16 protein-coding genes are annotated in these 15,081 nt (G+C 65.7%); 7 read left to right on the forward strand and 9 right to left on the reverse strand.

Features of this window, described 5'->3' with window-relative positions; translation table 11 throughout:
• Positions 1-17: 17 nt before the first annotated feature.
• Genes C5O27_RS06045 through C5O27_RS06060 form a run of 4 tightly spaced genes read left to right on the forward strand, consistent with a single transcriptional unit; the run spans position 18 to position 3,071 of the window.
• A complete protein-coding gene (locus C5O27_RS06045; protein WP_006357963.1) occupies positions 18-419 on the forward strand; it encodes a TOBE domain-containing protein in 402 nt (133 codons plus the stop codon).
• Positions 416-1,156 (forward strand): molybdate ABC transporter substrate-binding protein, encoded by a 741-nt coding sequence (gene modA, locus C5O27_RS06050; RefSeq protein WP_127962180.1) that lies wholly within the window; start codon positions 416-418, stop codon positions 1,154-1,156. Before C5O27_RS06045 ends, modA begins: the two co-directional genes overlap by 4 nt.
• Before the next feature lie 2 nt (positions 1,157-1,158).
• On the forward strand, positions 1,159-1,980 hold the full coding sequence (locus C5O27_RS06055) for an ABC transporter permease (RefSeq protein ID WP_419773322.1): 822 nt from the start codon (positions 1,159-1,161) through the stop codon (positions 1,978-1,980).
• Positions 1,977-3,071, forward strand: a complete 1,095-nt coding sequence (locus tag C5O27_RS06060; protein ID WP_127962182.1) for a sulfate/molybdate ABC transporter ATP-binding protein — start codon at positions 1,977-1,979, stop codon at positions 3,069-3,071. The genes C5O27_RS06055 and C5O27_RS06060 overlap by 4 nt, the downstream gene beginning before the upstream one ends.
• Before the next feature lie 215 nt (positions 3,072-3,286).
• On the opposite strand, the gene C5O27_RS06065 is transcribed toward C5O27_RS06060, so the two are convergent.
• The 5 genes from C5O27_RS06065 to C5O27_RS06085 form a co-directional block, all read right to left on the reverse strand.
• Entirely contained in the window at positions 3,287-3,808 is a 522-nt protein-coding gene (locus tag C5O27_RS06065; RefSeq protein WP_127962183.1) for an acetyltransferase, read from the reverse strand.
• Positions 3,809-3,997: 189 nt separating this feature from the next.
• Entirely contained in the window at positions 3,998-5,128 is a 1,131-nt protein-coding gene (locus C5O27_RS06070; RefSeq protein ID WP_244216598.1) for a hypothetical protein, read from the reverse strand.
• A gap of 49 nt (positions 5,129-5,177) precedes the next feature.
• Entirely contained in the window at positions 5,178-5,573 is a 396-nt protein-coding gene (locus C5O27_RS06075) for a hypothetical protein (RefSeq protein WP_127963773.1), read from the reverse strand.
• Between the two features lie 158 nt (positions 5,574-5,731).
• Positions 5,732-6,670 (reverse strand): adenylate/guanylate cyclase domain-containing protein, encoded by a 939-nt coding sequence (locus tag C5O27_RS06080; protein WP_127962184.1) that lies wholly within the window; start codon positions 6,668-6,670, stop codon positions 5,732-5,734.
• Between the two features lie 55 nt (positions 6,671-6,725).
• Complete coding sequence (locus C5O27_RS06085) at positions 6,726-7,946, reverse strand: TetR/AcrR family transcriptional regulator (RefSeq protein ID WP_127962185.1); 1,221 nt, start codon at positions 7,944-7,946, stop codon at positions 6,726-6,728.
• A gap of 78 nt (positions 7,947-8,024) precedes the next feature.
• Here C5O27_RS06085 and C5O27_RS06090 point away from each other — a divergent pair, with 78 nt between their 5' ends.
• Both C5O27_RS06090 and C5O27_RS06095 read left to right on the forward strand, forming a co-directional pair.
• Entirely contained in the window at positions 8,025-9,236 is a 1,212-nt protein-coding gene (locus tag C5O27_RS06090; RefSeq protein ID WP_127962186.1) for an acetyl-CoA C-acetyltransferase, read from the forward strand.
• 28 nt (positions 9,237-9,264) lie between these two features.
• The gene (locus C5O27_RS06095; protein ID WP_127962187.1) at positions 9,265-11,466 is read left to right on the forward strand and encodes a 3-hydroxyacyl-CoA dehydrogenase NAD-binding domain-containing protein; all 2,202 of its coding nucleotides are present in this window, start codon (positions 9,265-9,267) and stop codon (positions 11,464-11,466) included.
• A 134-nt stretch (positions 11,467-11,600) separates the two neighbouring features.
• Here the strand turns inward: C5O27_RS06095 and C5O27_RS06100 are convergent, their stop codons facing one another.
• Positions 11,601-12,233 carry a hypothetical protein gene (locus tag C5O27_RS06100; RefSeq protein WP_341867529.1) on the reverse strand — a complete coding sequence of 211 codons (633 nt, stop codon included), beginning with the start codon at positions 12,231-12,233 and terminating at the stop codon, positions 11,601-11,603.
• Positions 12,234-12,646: 413 nt separating this feature from the next.
• Positions 12,647-13,321, reverse strand: a complete 675-nt coding sequence (locus C5O27_RS06105; RefSeq protein WP_006357064.1) for a slipin family protein — start codon at positions 13,319-13,321, stop codon at positions 12,647-12,649.
• Between C5O27_RS06105 and C5O27_RS22705 the strand changes: the two genes are divergently transcribed.
• Entirely contained in the window at positions 13,320-13,484 is a 165-nt protein-coding gene (locus C5O27_RS22705) for a hypothetical protein (protein ID WP_155225629.1), read from the forward strand. The genes C5O27_RS06105 and C5O27_RS22705 overlap by 2 nt on opposite strands.
• Before the next feature lie 314 nt (positions 13,485-13,798).
• Here the strand turns inward: C5O27_RS22705 and C5O27_RS06110 are convergent, their stop codons facing one another.
• Both C5O27_RS06110 and C5O27_RS06115 read right to left on the reverse strand, forming a co-directional pair.
• Entirely contained in the window at positions 13,799-14,656 is an 858-nt protein-coding gene (locus tag C5O27_RS06110) for an alpha/beta fold hydrolase (protein WP_127962188.1), read from the reverse strand.
• A gap of 32 nt (positions 14,657-14,688) precedes the next feature.
• Positions 14,689-15,009 (reverse strand): ArsR/SmtB family transcription factor, encoded by a 321-nt coding sequence (locus tag C5O27_RS06115; protein WP_127962189.1) that lies wholly within the window; start codon positions 15,007-15,009, stop codon positions 14,689-14,691.
• Positions 15,010-15,081: the final 72 nt, after the last annotated feature.

The raw sequence follows: 15,081 nt of genomic DNA on the forward strand, positions 1-15,081 counted from the left end.
GCGGTTATAGTGACGTCGTGACCGCGATACGGATCAAGGATGCCGCGACTCTGCTCGGCGTCAGCGACGACACCGTCCGCAGGTGGATCGCATCCGGGGTGCTCGCACAGTCCGACGACGGCCCGGTCGCGACGGTCGACGGCGCCCGGCTCGCGGAGCTGGCGCGGGAGCGTGCGGTCGCGCCCGATGATGGGGTGCCTGTCGTGCGTTCTGCCCGCAATCGGTTCACCGGACTGGTCACCGAGGTTCAGGTGGACGGGGTCATGGCGCAGGTGACGATGCAGTGCGGGCCGTTCGAGGTGACATCGCTGATGAGTGCGCAGTCGGCGCGAGAGTTGGCGCTGGAGCCGGGGTCGGTCGCGACCGCGATCGTGAAGTCGACCAACGTGATGGTCGAGACGAGCCGAGCCGATCGATGACGAGGCGCGGGGTCGCCCTCGTGGTGGTCGGGATGCTGCTCGTCGCGGGTTGCTCGGCGAGCGGGTCGGATGGGCGAGTCCTCGACGTCTCCGCCGCGGCGTCGTTGTCGAAGACCTTCACCGCGATCGCCGATGAGTTCGAGAGACAGCACGACGGTGTCGACGTCCGCCTGTCCTTCGACGGGTCGTCGACGCTCGCCAATCAGATCCGGCAGGGCGCGCCCGCCGACGTCTTCGCGAGTGCCGATCAGAGGAACATGTCGAAACTCGGCGAACTGGCCGTGGATCCCGAGATCTTTGCCACCAACACCCTGGTGATCGTCACCGCTCCGGGGAACCCGAAGAACGTCCGGTCATTCGCCGATCTGACGAAGCCAGGCATCACCACCGTCGTCTGCCAGGTGGCTCAACCGTGCGGCGCCGCCACCGACACCGTGGTGCGCCGCACGGGGATCACGATCGACGCGGTGTCGGAGGAGCAGTCGGTGAGCGCGGTGCTCACCAAGGTGGCGACCGGACAGGCCGACGCCGGGGTCGTGTATGTGACCGACGCCCGTGCGGCCGGTGACCAGGTGACCACCGTGAACGATCCGGCGTTCGCGACGGTCGTCAACGACTATCCGATCGCGGTGATCGCCGACGCCGATGACCACGAACTGGCCTCGCAGTTCCGGGACCTGGTGCTCGGCGAGGACGGTCGGCGGATACTGCGTGATGCCGGTTTCGGGGTGCCGTGACGATGCGCCGTCCCGGTCGCGTCCCTCGTGATCCCACCGGATTGCCGCTGTGGACATACAGTTTCGCCGCACTCGGTGTCGCGCTGATCGTCGTGCCGCCTCTGGCTTTGCTGCTCCGGTCGCCGTGGGGCGGTTTCATCGAGCAGGTGACATCCCCGTCTTCGGTTGACGCGCTGCGGCTCTCGCTGATCACGGCCTCGCTCAGCACCGTCTTGTGTCTGATCATGGGAGTGCCGATGGCGGTGATCTTCGCGCGCCACGACGGCCCGTTCGTCCGTGTGCTGCGCTCACTGGTGTTGCTCCCACTCGTGCTCCCCCCGGTGGTCGGGGGCCTCGCGTTGTTGTACACCTTCGGGCGCCTCGGGATCGTCGGAGAACATCTGCACGACGCCGGTATCGATATCGCGTTCACCACGACCGCCGTCGTGCTGGCGCAGACCTTCGTCGCGCTGCCGTTCCTGGTGATCAGCGTCGAAGGTGCTGTGCGCGTAGTGGGTACGCGGTACGAGGAAGTCGCGGCGACTCTGGGTGCCGGACCGACCCGCACGTTGTGGAGGGTCACCCTGCCGCTGGTGGCGCCGTCGCTGCTCGCCGGTGTGGTCCTGGCGTTCGCGCGGGCGCTCGGCGAGTTCGGGGCGACGATCACCTTCGCGGGCAACGCTCCCGGTGTCACCCAGACGGCACCGCTGGCGATCTACGTGTCGGCGATCGACGACCCGCAGGCCGCGATCCCGTTGTCGCTTGTCCTGGTGGTGATCTCGCTGGTGGTCGTGGTGGGTGTGCACAGCCGACGACGACGCCGGACCGGGGCAGGTGTTCTGTGAGTGGCGAGGACCTGTTGGTGTCCATCGACCAGGAGGTGCCCCCGCTGACTGTGGAACACCGATTCACCGCAGGCCGTACGACTGCCGTCGTCGGACCGAATGGCGCGGGGAAGTCGACGATGCTGCGGGTGATCGCGGGACTACTGCGGGGGGACCGGGGATCGCGTATCAGTCTGGGCGATGAGGTGTTTCGTGACGATCGGGTGTTCGTGCCGCCGCATCGTCGGGGTGTGGCGCTGCTATCGCAGGATGCGCGGCTCTTTCCTCATCTGACGGTTGCGGAGAACGTGGCTTTCGCGCCGTCGGCGCAGCGGTTGACGCGTGCCGCGGTGGCGGAGAGGGTGACGCGGTGGCTGGCGGCCGTCGAGGTCGAGGAGTTGGCGGACCGGAAGCCCGACGAGCTGTCCGGTGGTCAGGCACAGCGGGTCGCCATCGCTCGGGCGATGGCCGCCGAACCACGGGTACTGCTGTTGGATGAGCCGTTTCGTGCGCTGGATGTCGATGTGGGGAGTCGGTTGCGGGCCCTGTTGCGGGGTCTGCTCGCCGATCACGGCCGCACCACGATCATGGTCACCCATGACCCGGTCGACGCCCTCGGGCTTGCGGAGGACATCGTCGTGCTGGAACAGGGGGAGGTCGTCGAATCCGGCTCTACAAGACAGGTTCTGACCAACCCGGGGTCGAGGTTCACCGCATCGCTGTCGGGGTTGAATCTGTTCATGGGGCAGATCGGTGAGGACTCGACGGTCGTCGACGAGTCAGGTAGTCAGGTGGTCGGGTCGGTCGGGGAGGACGTGCCCGTTGGTGGTCTAGGTGCAGGAACGCCGGCCGCGGCGACGTTCTCACCTCGTGCTGTCGCCGTGTATCTCGAAGAGCCGCACGGCAGTCCGAGAACAACTCTGCGGGCGACCGTCCGTGACGTGGTGCCCCGCGGTGACCACGCGGTCGTCAACACCGACGTCGGGGGGCAGGTCGTGTCCGCCGAGGTCACCTGGGCGGCTGTTGCCGATCTGGGGTTGGTCGCCGGGCTCGACGTCGTGCTCGTGGTCAAGGCGAGCGAGGTACGCATCAGTGCGGTTGCCGAGCGGTGACTGCCGAACCTCAACTCGACTACGCGACTTCGATCGAAGTCTGGAAGTCGAGTTGACGTCTGCCGGATGCGGGCTGACGGGAGGTCTTACCGACTACGCGGTGAAGTACGCCAACATGAGGCCGGCAAGGAAGGCCAGTGCTGGATAGGTGAGCAACATCGAGACCACGCCAGTGAAGTAGGTACTCGGCTTTGTCCACCGATTGTCTTCTGCGTTCAACTGATTCGGGTCGTTCTGGTTTGCCATTGCTCTTCCATCTCGATGATTTCTCGTTCTACGTCGCCCCACGCTGCGACAGTCGTCGTTGCCGTGTAGATGGCCAGCGCAGATCCGAAGTCAGCCATCTGGTAAGACAATTGAGTCCGCCGGACCCGTAGATCGATTCCGCCAGACGTGTACTCCGCATCGTCAACACAACGGTACCCGTCGTCGAGTACTTGGTGCCCAAGTATCTCAGCGCCATCGAGAGGCGTGAAGTCCAGTGTCGTGTCAAGGCTTCCGAGGGGAATGGGCGGGACCTCGCCGAAACTGAAGTACTGGAGCACGACGTTCGCGACGAAAGGCGGTGTCGGCTCCTCGGCGCGGAGTAGTACCCGACTTGCGGAAGCCTGATGCGCGGCTTCCGGATCCATGTCATACCAGAAAACTGAAGGTATGAATTCGAGTTCGGCTGTCACAGCGTGCAGCTTGGCCGTAGCGCCATAGTTGACGATTGCGTACTCGATCGCAGAGATCACCTCTCGACACCTACGAGGCGAGGAAATCGCCAAAGAAAAGCCCGGCGATGAATGCAACCCCTGTGGGAGCGCAAACCAAGGCATTCTTCAGCCAATCGGTTACGGCGACGCCGTTGTCGAGGGGAAGGCGGTTCGAACTGTGCCTCGGCCTGTCAGTACGACGTCTGTTCATCTGGTTTCCCCGTCCTATCAATCCATAATTGCTCGAACGCTGTCAGCGCCGGCCATACTGCCGATGGCAGCGCCGATGCCCGCCCCGATCGCGGTCCCAACTGGCCCGAAGAACGTTCCGACGACTGCCCCTGCGGCAGCGCCGCCGATCGCACCCCCAGCCGCAGATCCTGCGGTGACTGCCACGGCGTCGCCGAGGCTTTGGTCCCCGTCTCGGTACTTGCTGAACTCGTCCCATCCGGTGACAGCAACGCTGAGGACCTGGGAACCACGGAACAGTGCTCGCCCTAGCTTGTAATTCCGAGACACTTCTTCGGGGGTCAATCCGGACACTGAGCGAGAATGACGTGTCCCAGCGTATCGCTGCTTTTGGTCGAAGACCCACCCGATGTCCTGGCCTCGGCGCTCAATCGCGCCGAACGCCGCCGTCGCGGCAGCACTCTTCAGATCGATGTCGCCATAACCCATCGCGTTCAAGATGTACCTGGCCCGTGAGGGATCCATGCCGGCATGGTTGCCTTTCTTCAACTCGGCCAACTGCTCCGGCGTGACATCCATCATTCGTGTGAATCGGCCGAGTTGTTCAGGCGTGGCCGTGCCATCGCGTACCGCTTTGGCATCGCTTTCTGCGAGCGCGGGGTCGACGGCTCCTCGGTTCTTGCCAACGGAAGTGGGTGTGATGCCGCCGATCTCGCCGAGCGCACGACTGATCGCGTCCCGCGTCGCAGTCATCGTGTCATCAGCAGCAGTGGCGAGGCCTGACAGCGCGGACTGGTGCTCGAACGCTTCGCGGGCGTCGTACTCGGCACCATCCGGCGCACGGGCGGGATCGAAGTTGATCGCGTACCCACGGCTTCCGCGGTCGCGGATGTAGCCTCTGCTGTCGGCGAGAGTGGTGCGGCTTTCCAATGCGGTTATCGCGCTGCGAATGTTGGCGGCGCCGGTCTGCAGGACCTCTGCGAGGTCGCCGTATTCGTCGGCGGTGTTCCGGATCCATCGAGTGACGCCCTCGGCCCGGGTGTCGGCAGCGCCGCGCGCCTCCCCGTGCCATTGCCCGGACGTCAGATTCAGGACCGGGTTGCCTGCCTTCGGTGCCTCGACCTCCAGATGGGCCTGCAGGCGAACGATGCCGAACGCGATTTGTGTCATGACCTCTGGTTTCCAAGGGTCACCTCGCTATAACTCGGAGGCATGAGCTTTACTGCACCGACAACAGGATGCTGAGTGGGACGACGTGATTCTTCTGGTCACCCTGACGCGTGGGATACGGAACGGCGTCTCGGATATGACCGGCGCTCTGACCGTCCGTTGCCACGGTGGTCTCCTTGGCGTCGACCACCAGTTCGGAGAACGCGGCGACTGCGCCGGACAGGTTAGCCAGGGATGTGGCGATGTGCTCGTCTGCGGTGGCGGCCACCACTGACATGTCGGCGGTCGCGCCTTTGAAGTTGCCGGCCAGTTCGCTGAACGTCGAAGACGTCCCCTCCAAGCCCGCATACGAGGACAGCTCGAGCGCCATCAGTCGCGACGCGCAGTTCGAGACGTGCGTCGCCGCGGTGTCGAGCGCTGATGGGTCAACAACCAAGTCCGACACAAACCCCCCTTTGATGTCGCAAACCACGATAGATGTGCGGTCGCCACCATAGTTCGGCAGGTCGCGGCCTTCGGATCTTTGTCCACAGGCGACCGGCGAACCTTAGCTCGACACACAGACCTCGATCGAAGTCTGCCGGTCGAGCCGAAGTCTGCCGGTCAGTCGTTGAGCGGGCCGTCGCGATGGCTTTCGAGCACGCGCGCCTTGAGGTGCTTGTATCCCCGGACTCGCAGGGAAGGCATCGATTTGAGGTAGAACCGGTCGTCGGCGCTGATCTCGTCGGCGATGGTGTCATCGATGAGAGTGGTGCCTGGCCGGGCCGAACTCGCCAGTCGGGAGGCGATGTTGACGGGTTCGCCGAAGACGTCGCCGAGCCTGGTCAGCACCGGGCCACGGGCGAGGCCGACGCGGAGCGGCGGGACGTGATCGTTCTCGGACAGTTCGTGGATTCGGATCGCTGCTGCCGCCGCGGCATGAGCATCCTCGAACGTGAACATCACCGCGTCGCCGAGAGTCTTGACCACGCGACCGCCATGATCGACGACGACGTCGAAGGTGTCGTCCTCGAAAGACCCGAGAAGTGCTTCGAGGTCGGCCAGATCGATACGGCGCGAGAGGCTCGTGTAACCGACGATGTCGGCGAATCCGACGATCAGATCGAACTGTTCATCCGCGGAGTGATCCGCGTGGCGTTCCAGCGCCAGTGCCATGTGGCGTCGCCAGATGAGCTGCTGGACCTGGCCCAGCGCGGCACTCATCTGCTCGAGGGACCAGGGGATGTCGGGGTCGTCGGCGATCTCACGAAGTTGGTCGGCCTCCCAGTCGGCCAGACGCGACATGGTCTGGCCGATCGCTCGTGCCATCGCGATCTGAGTCGACTCCGGCATCGCCGCCGACGACGCGGCGAACATGCGCAGCGCGGCGACGTCACTCTCGGTGGCGACCTTGTCGTTGGTCGAGCGTCGCACGAAACCGAAAGCATTCCAGGCCTTCTCGGCGAAATCCGATTCGATGCCGAGCTCGGCGATCAGTTCGTCGCGCGTGTAGCGGGGTTCGGTAGCATCGTCGGCGGTGAGGGAGGGGGCGTCTTCCGGCATGCAGAAAGTGTCTCGCACTGCCGGGCCGTTGGGGAGCGCAACGGCGCCAGGGCAGTCAGATCGCCAGCACGCCCTTCATCAGATAGGCCATCCGAGCGGCGAACTGCGGGCTCTGTGCTCCTCGGCGCATCCGCACGGCGTCGTTGACGACCGACAGCGCCGCGTGTACGGCGACCGCGCCCTGGTCGCGCTTGAGCGAAGGATCCACCTCGACGAGCAGATCGATCCAGCGGGCGACGTAGCGCCGCTGGATGTCGAGGAGGTCGGTGGCGCCGGGTTGCCCGGCGAGCACGGACGAGTTGTTGAAGCTGACCGAGAGGTCGGGCGTGCTGGTGATGACGTCGACATAAGAGTCGACGAGTGCCGCCAGGAGCTTCGCCGGGTCGTCGGTTGCGCCGTACGCCGCCATCACTCCGGCGTCCAGGCGCGCGCCGCTGCGATAACCGATGGCTACCAGGATCGCCATCTTCGACGGAAAGTGTTTGTACACACTGGGTCCGGCGATTCCGACGGCCCGTCCGATCTCGTCGACGCCGACATCGGAGTAACCGCGGTCGGCGAACAGGGCGGCCGCGGCGTCGAGGATCTCGTCGCGACGCGACCGTGTGACACCGGATATCACCGGTGCGGTGTCGAGGGTCGGTGCGGTCGCCGGACTCAGGGTCAGCAGGCGTCGGACCAGCTTTTCGATCTCCTCCTGGGCGCGGGCGCTCGACATTCGCGTGTGATGGACGGTCACACTGCCGCTGACACTCAGTATCGCCCACGCCAACTGGACCGCCTCGCGCTCGGTCAGGTCGTCGCGGTCGGTCAGGATCGCCGCCGCCCACTGCCCGATCACCTCACGGGTGCGGAGCGCGACCTGCTTGTTCTGCTCGACGGTCAGGTAGTTACTCGTCCAGCGCCAGAGCGACGCCGTCTGCGGGCGCTGGACCGCGAGCGCGCACACCGTCGAGATCAGCGTCGCGGCGTCGTTTCCGTCGCGGAGTGCTCGAGCGGTACACGCTTCGAGGTCGTCGACGCCGGCGAGGACGGCCTGCTCGAGAAGTGACTGTTTGTCGTCGAAATGCCTGTACACCGACGGCGCGGTGACCCCGGCGGCGCGGGCGATGTCGGCCACCGACACCTGTGAGTAGCCGCGCTGGACGAAGAGCGTCGCCGCAGAGTCGACGAGCTGTCGCTTGCGGTCGGCGCCCTTGGTCCGGGTCGTTCTTCGGTCAGGCATGGTGAACAGACCATAGCGCACATTCACAGCAAATCTAGACCCGTTGACCATTGGGTATAGCCAAATAAGTGATTCCGCGTTAGCCTCGGGGAGTAACCAACTGGTGGTTCGTGTGAAAGGAACACTTTCGTGCCTGATCAAGCATTCATCTACGAGGCGATCCGTACGCCTCGTGGCAAGCAGCGCGGCGGTGCGCTGCACAGCGTCAAGCCGGTCGACCTGGTCTCGGGTCTGATCGACGAGGTTCTGGCCCGCCACGGCGGCCTCGATCCCGCCGACGTCAACGACGTCATCCTCGGCGTCGTCTCGCCGGTCGGCGAGCAGGGTGCGGTCATCGCACGTACCGCCGCCCTCAACAGCGGCCTCCCGGAGACCGTTCCGGGCACCCAGATCAACCGCTTCTGCGCCTCCGGCCTGGAAGCCACCAACCTCGCCGCGGCCAAGGTCGCCTCCGGGTTCGACGACCTGGTTCTCGCCGGTGGCGTCGAGTCGATGTCGCGCGTCCCGATGGGCAGCGACGGCGGCGCACTCTTCACCGACCCCGCCACCGCCTACGACCACTACATCGTCCCGCAGGGCATCGGCGCCGACCTGATCGCCACCATGGAGGGCTTCTCGCGCGAGGACGTCGACGCCTACGCCGCCGAGTCGCAGGCTCGCGCCGAGAAGGCTTGGACCAGTGGCTACTTCGCCAAGTCCGTCGTGCCCGTCAAGGACATCAACGGCGTCACCATCCTCGACCACGACGAGCACCGTCGTCCGGGTTCGACCGTCGAGAGCCTCGGCAAGCTGAACGCCGCCTTCGCCGCCCTCGCCGACATGGCCGGCTTCGACGACGTCGCGCTGCAGAAGTACCCGAGCGTCGAGAAGATCAACCACGTCCACACCGGTGGCAACAGCTCCGGCATCGTCGACGGTTCGGGCCTCGTGCTCATCGGTAGCGAGGAGGCCGGCAAGCGCAACGGCCTGACCCCGCGCGGCCGCGTCGTCGCTTTCGCCGAGGTCGGCTCCGAGCCCACCATCATGCTGACCGGTCCCACGCCGGCCACCGAGCTGGCGCTGAAGAAGGCCGGCCTGACCGTCGACGACATCGACGTCTTCGAGCTGAACGAGGCCTTCGCCTCGGTCGTCATGAAGTGGATGAAGGATCTGAAGATCCCGCACGAGAAGGTCAACGTCAACGGTGGCGCCATCGCCATGGGGCACCCGCTCGGTGCGACCGGCGCGATGATCTACGGCACCTGCCTCGACGAGCTCGAGCGCACCGGCGGCCGCTACGGCCTGATCACCCTCTGCATCGGTGGCGGCATGGGCGTCGCGACCATCATCGAGCGTCTCTGACCTTCACAGAAAGAACTTCTGAAACACCATGAGTGACAACATGATCAACTGGGAGAAGGACGCCGACGGCGTCGTCATCCTCACCATGGACGACCCCAACCAGGGCGCCAACACGATGAACGCGCTGTACCAGGAGTCGATGGCAGCGACCGTCGACCGCCTGGAGGCGGAGAAGGACGACATCACCGGTGTCGTCCTGACCTCGGCGAAGAAGACCTTCTTCGCCGGCGGCGACCTCAAGGACATGACGAGCGACCGCTCGAACGTCTCCAAGGCCGAGATCGCCACCCAGATCACCGAGACCACCAACGCCATGAAGAAGGTGCTGCGTCGTCTCGAGACCCTGGGCAAGCCCGTCGTCGCGGCCATCAACGGTGCTGCACTCGGTGGCGGCCTGGAGATCGCGCTGCACACCCACTACCGCATCGCCGCGGACGTCAAGGGTGTCCAGATCGGTCTGCCCGAGGCCACCCTCGGCCTGCTCCCCGGCGGCGGCGGCGTCGTCCGTACCGTCCGCCTGCTCGGTATCCAGAACGCCCTCATGGGTGTCCTGCTCCAGGGCCAGCGCTTCAACCCGACCAAGGCCAAGGAGACCGGCCTGGTCAACGAGGTCGTCGGTTCCATCGAGGAACTGATCCCCGCCGCCAAGGCATGGATCAAGGAGAACCCCGAAGCCCAGCAGCCGTTCGACGTCAAGGGTTACAAGATCCCGGGCGGTGCCCCCACCAACCCGGCCTTCGCCGCGAACCTCCCGGCTCTGCCGGCCCTGCTGCGCAAGCAGATCAAGGGTGCCAACATGCCGGCTCCGCGCGCCATCCTGGCCGCAGCCGTCGAGGGTGCCTACGTCGACGTCGACACCGCCGACATCATCGAGACCCGCTACTTCGTCTCGCTGGTCACCGGCCAGGTCGCGCAGAACATGATCAAGGCGTTCTTCTTCGACCTGCAGCACATCAACGGTGGCGGCTCGCGCCCCGATGGCTACGACAAGTACACCGCCAAGAAGGTCGGCGTCATCGGCGCCGGCATGATGGGCGCGGCCATCGCGTACGTCTCGGCCAAGGCCGGCATCGAGGTCGTCCTCAAGGACATCGACCTCGAAGCTGCCAAGCGCGGCAAGGGTTACTCGGAGAAGCTCGAGGCGAAGGCTCTCGCCAAGGGCAAGACCACGCAGGAGAAGAGCGACGCGCTCCTCGCCCGCATCCACCCGACCGTCGACCCGCAGGACTTCAAGGGCGTCGACCTCGTCATCGAGGCCGCGTTCGAGTCGGTCGAGGTCAAGCACAAGGTGTTCCAGGAGATCGAGGACATCGTCGAGCCCGACGCCGTCTTGGGTTCCAACACCTCGACCCTGCCGATCACCATCCTCGCCGAGGGTGTGAAGCGGTCCGAGGACTTCATCGGTATCCACTTCTTCTCGCCGGTCGACAAGATGCCGCTGGTCGAGATCATCAAGGGTGAGAAGACCTCGGATGCCGTGCTGGCCAAGGTCATTGACTACACCCTGCAGATCCGCAAGACTCCGATCGTCGTCAACGACAGCCGTGGCTTCTTCACCAGCCGCGTCATCGGCACCTTCGTCAACGAGGCCATCGCGGCCGTCGGCGAGGGCGTCGAACCGGCGTTCATCGAGCACGCGGGCACCCAGGCCGGTTACCCGGCCGCGCCGCTGCAGCTCATGGACGAGCTGACCCTGACCCTGCCGCAGAAGATCCGCAAGGAGACCGAGGCAGCGCTCCAGGCCGAGGGCAAGGACGTCCCGCAGCACGGCTCGAACGCCGTCGTCGACTGGATGGTCGAGAACGGCCGCACCGCCAAGAAGGACGGCAAGGGCTTCTACGACTACGACGAGAACGGCAAGCGCACCCAGCTCTGGCCGGGCCTGCGTGAGCAGTTCAACTCGGGCTCCAAGGAGATCCCGCTCGAGGACATGAAGGAGCGTATGCTCTTCGCCGAGTCTCTCGAGACCGTCAAGTGCTTCGACGAGGGTGTGCTCACCTCCGTCGAGGACGCCAACATCGGCTCGATCTTCGGCATCGGCTTCCCGGCCTGGACCGGTGGTGTCATCCAGTACATCAACGGTTACGAGGGTGGCGTACCCGGCTTCGTCGCGCGTGCCAAGGAACTCGCCGCCAAGTACGGCAAGCACTTCGAGCCGCCGGCCTCGCTCGTCGAGAAGGCTGAGCAGGGTGTCACCAAGCTGACCAACGAGAACCTCGCTGCCAAGTAAGGCTCTCGCTGGGTGACCAGCAGACATCAAGAGCCCCGGCCGGATTCGTTCCGGTCGGGGTTCTTGCGTTCGCTCATTCATTCCGTTCCCGCTCACCCTTCAACGGTGAGCGGGAACGGATTCAGTGAGCGAAACTAGGCGGCGAGGAGCCCGAACTTCTTGAGCCAGGGTCGAAGCAGTGGAACGAGCCGACGTTTCTCGAGGGTCGACCACGTCCATCGGACGACGGTGATGCCTTCGGCGCGCAGACGATCCTCGCCAAGCTTCTCACGAATCACGACATCCGTCGCCGATTCGTCTGCACCGCGCAGCCGACCGTACTTGTGGAGGCCGTCGAACTCGCCGACGAGCAGTTCCTCCCAGTCGAAGTCGCAACGGTACTTCTGACCGTCGACGGTGAACTCGCGCTGCAGCGTCGGAGTCGGAAGTCCCGCGTCGATCATCTGCGCGCGGCTCCAGGACTCGCCGACACTTTCGGAGGCGGCGTCCGCGAACGGCAAGGCGCGGCGAGCATTCCGGGCACTCTGGCGTCGACGGCCCGCGAGCAGATCTGCCATGACCGTCCGATCGGCACTCATCCGAAGTGCGGCGTCGAAGACCACGAGAGCCTGGTCGAAGCTGCCCATGGTCGCGACGTCGACGGCGGTACGTTCGATGGAGGTGACCCGCATGTCGTCGACCTCGACCACTTCGTCGATGTCCAATGGCGCGGCATGCAGGTGGCGGTGGGCGCGGATCGATCCGCCCGAGGCTCGGCCGGTGGTCACGTGGACGAGGCTGAGATCCGGATGGAGCATGGGTAACTCGTGAAGGGCTGCGGCGGAGACGTGGCTGAGTGGATGACCGTCGGAGGGGCCCGAGGTTGCGACCGCCAGGGCACGTAGGCGGTGGCGCTTCTCCAGGGAGTCCACGCCGGTCGGTTGGTCGGCGGCGGGAACCCAGACACCCGGTACCAGTCGTACGAGTTCGCGGCGCGTGACGGCGCCGGACAGTTGCTCGTCGGAGAAACCCGCGTGCAGTGCGCGTCGCGATGTACGAGCCCGAACCGATCGGTGGGGAAGGGTGGCATGGAGATACGACGCAGCGCGCGGCGATTGGGTTCCCGGCCGAGCGATCGCTCACACGATCCGTTCCCGCTCACTTTTCATGGGTGAGCGGGAACGGACAATGTGAGCGAAACTCAGTCCGCCGACGGCACCTCGGCACCGCCGACGCTGAGCACGACGCGCGCACCGTAGGGCACCGACTCGACGAGCCGCAGCTGCGCCAGCGCCGGGTGCGCGTCGAGGAGGCGACCCGCATTCGCAAGTGCCCGCAGTGACGCGGTCTCGGCCCGGGCCGCCTCGAGCTTCGCCAGACCGCGGGTCCTCGCGGTGACCACCTCGAGTGCGGCACTTCGGATCTCCGACGGCACGATGATGTCGCGGATGACGGCATCGAGGACCTCGACACCGACGGTTGCGGCGACCTCGGCCGCCGCCTCGCGGATCGGGCCGACGTCGACGACATCACCGCGTCGGATCAGGTCCTCCGACGCGGTGTCGGCGCAGACCTGGCGCAGTGCGATCTGCGCGGCCAGGTAAACCGCACCGATCGGATCGGCTGCCCGCTCGACGAACGCTCGCGCGTCGACAACCCGGGCACGCAACGACATCGAGACACGGATCGAGATCGAATCCGAGGTGAGGATCTCCTGCGGCGCAACAGGGATCAGTCGGTCGCGCAGGTCGACTGTCACCGTCGAATCGGGCTTGGAGATCCGATGACGACCGGTCGGCAGGGACCGGACCTCGGTACCCCGGTAGGTCAGCACCGTGTGACCCGGTGGGACGGTGATCTCGCGGTAGAACAGCATGGCGATCCTCCTTTCCGTTGCGTCGCAATGCTCGTCGGTCTACGTGGTGGCGACACCGCTCGCGGGCGGTCCGGCCGGTGGGATCGCATCGTCGAATCGCGAACGATCCGTCGACACGACCGCAGGACCGACCGATCCCGTGATCCCGGGAGCGGTGCCGTGATCAGGACTCGAACCTGAAAGGGTTGAGAAGACCCGTTGCCATCAAGGTAGGCACCAGGATTCCGACGCGCAGGAACACGTCGCGGTACCCCGCTCCGGCCTGCTGGTCCTCGTGCCGAACGGGAACTATGCCACCAGTGTCGATGGTGGGCAATCGATTATTCTCCGGTGGGTCGCTTCGGGCGCGCATGTCGCCGGGCCTTCGAGGCTCGTCGCTTGCGCTCCTCGCGCCTCAGGCAGCAAGGGGTGGCGCCTCGCACCTCAGGCAGCGGCGGGGTGCCGCCGGAGGTGAAGACTGCTACCGCTGAACACAACTCAGCGGGTCAGGAACGAGGTGACCGTCGCCTCGAAGGCCTCCTTGGCCTCGATCATCACCCAGTGGCCACACTTCGGGAAGATGTGCAGCTCGGCGTCGGGGATGAGGCGCATGGGGACCATGGCCATGTCGGGCGGGCTGACGCGGTCGTCGCGGCCCCAGGTGAGGAGCGTCGGGCAGGCGACCTTGTGCATCGATGCCCAGTACGGAGGCGTGTCGGAGGCGGCCATGAACTGCTGCTGCATCTCGAAAGCCGCCGAGCCGTACATCATCTGGGCGGTCTTGTGGGCGTCCGGGTTGATCGCGGCTTCCCAGCGCTCTTCGATGAGCTCCTCGGTGACCAGGGAACGGTCGAAGACCATGGAGTTCAGCCAGCGGACGAGCTTGTCCTTGTCGGGGGCGTCGGTGAACTCCTGCAGGAGCCGCAGGCCCTCGCTGGGGCTGGGGCTGAAGACGTTCGGGCCGACACCGCCGATGGTCACGAGCTTCTCGACGCGGTCGGGCTTCTTGATCGCCATGTTGACGCCGACGACGCCGCCCATGGAGTTGCCGATCATCGGGGCCTTGTCGATACCGAGCGCATCCATGAACCGGATGACCGAGCCGCCGGCGGTGAGGACCGGGTGACCCTCGACCGCGTCGCTGACGCCGAAGCCGGGGAACTCGATGACGTAGCAGTGATGGGTCTGCGCGAAGTGGCCGAGGTTGCCGCGATAGTTGCGCCAACCGGTGACACCGGGACCGGACCCGTGCAGGAGGATCAGCGGCGGCGCTTCGGCGTCACCGGCCTCGTGGTAGCGCAGGGTGCCCTGGTCGGTCGTCAGTTCCCGTTTGGTCGCATCGAAGGAGACATCCACGCGAATAGACTAGAACGTGTTCTAATCCGTTGTCACGGGTGTGTGTGATCGTGTCCGTGACCTGCGGAGACGTGGCCGACTCCGATGATGTCGTGGAGGATGCGGTGCACGATCGCGTCGCCGACGACCTCGTAGTGGACCATCCGGCCGACCTTCTCCGACCGCACCCAGCCCTGGTCGCGGAGCGCCCGGATCGACTGCGAGGCGGCGTTCTCGGTGATGCCGATCGCGGCGGCGAGCTCGGCGACCGTCGAGCCCGGGTGGGCGTGCATCTCGGCGACGAGTCGCAGTCGCGTCGGGTCGCTGAGCAGGGTGAAGCGCGCGGCCCATGCGTCCGCGTCGAAATCGGTCACCGATGCCTCCTCTGCTCGTCCCGTCCCTCGAATTACACCACCGGCCGTGAATGCGGGGCCGAGTGGCGACCG

Source organism: Gordonia alkanivorans, from assembly GCF_004011905.1.
GTDB classification, from domain to species: domain Bacteria; phylum Actinomycetota; class Actinomycetes; order Mycobacteriales; family Mycobacteriaceae; genus Gordonia; species Gordonia alkanivorans.

Bases quoted from the DNA above. Each gene is read 5' to 3' on its own strand.
- C5O27_RS06080 (WP_127962184.1), bottom strand. From the start codon at position 6,670: ATGCCGGAAGACGCCCCCTCCCTCACCGCCGACGATGCTACCGAACCC.
- C5O27_RS06055 (WP_419773322.1), top strand. From the start codon at position 1,159: ATGCGCCGTCCCGGTCGCGTCCCTCGTGATCCCACCGGATTGCCGCTG.
- C5O27_RS22705 (WP_155225629.1), top strand. From the start codon at position 13,320: ATGGCGATCCTCCTTTCCGTTGCGTCGCAATGCTCGTCGGTCTACGTG.
- C5O27_RS06070 (WP_244216598.1), bottom strand. From the start codon at position 5,128: ATGACACAAATCGCGTTCGGCATCGTTCGCCTGCAGGCCCATCTGGAG.
- C5O27_RS06095 (WP_127962187.1), top strand. From the start codon at position 9,265: ATGAGTGACAACATGATCAACTGGGAGAAGGACGCCGACGGCGTCGTC.
- modA (WP_127962180.1), top strand. From the start codon at position 416: ATGACGAGGCGCGGGGTCGCCCTCGTGGTGGTCGGGATGCTGCTCGTC.
- C5O27_RS06085 (WP_127962185.1), bottom strand. From the start codon at position 7,946: ATGGTCAACGGGTCTAGATTTGCTGTGAATGTGCGCTATGGTCTGTTC.
- C5O27_RS06105 (WP_006357064.1), bottom strand. From the start codon at position 13,321: ATGCTGTTCTACCGCGAGATCACCGTCCCACCGGGTCACACGGTGCTG.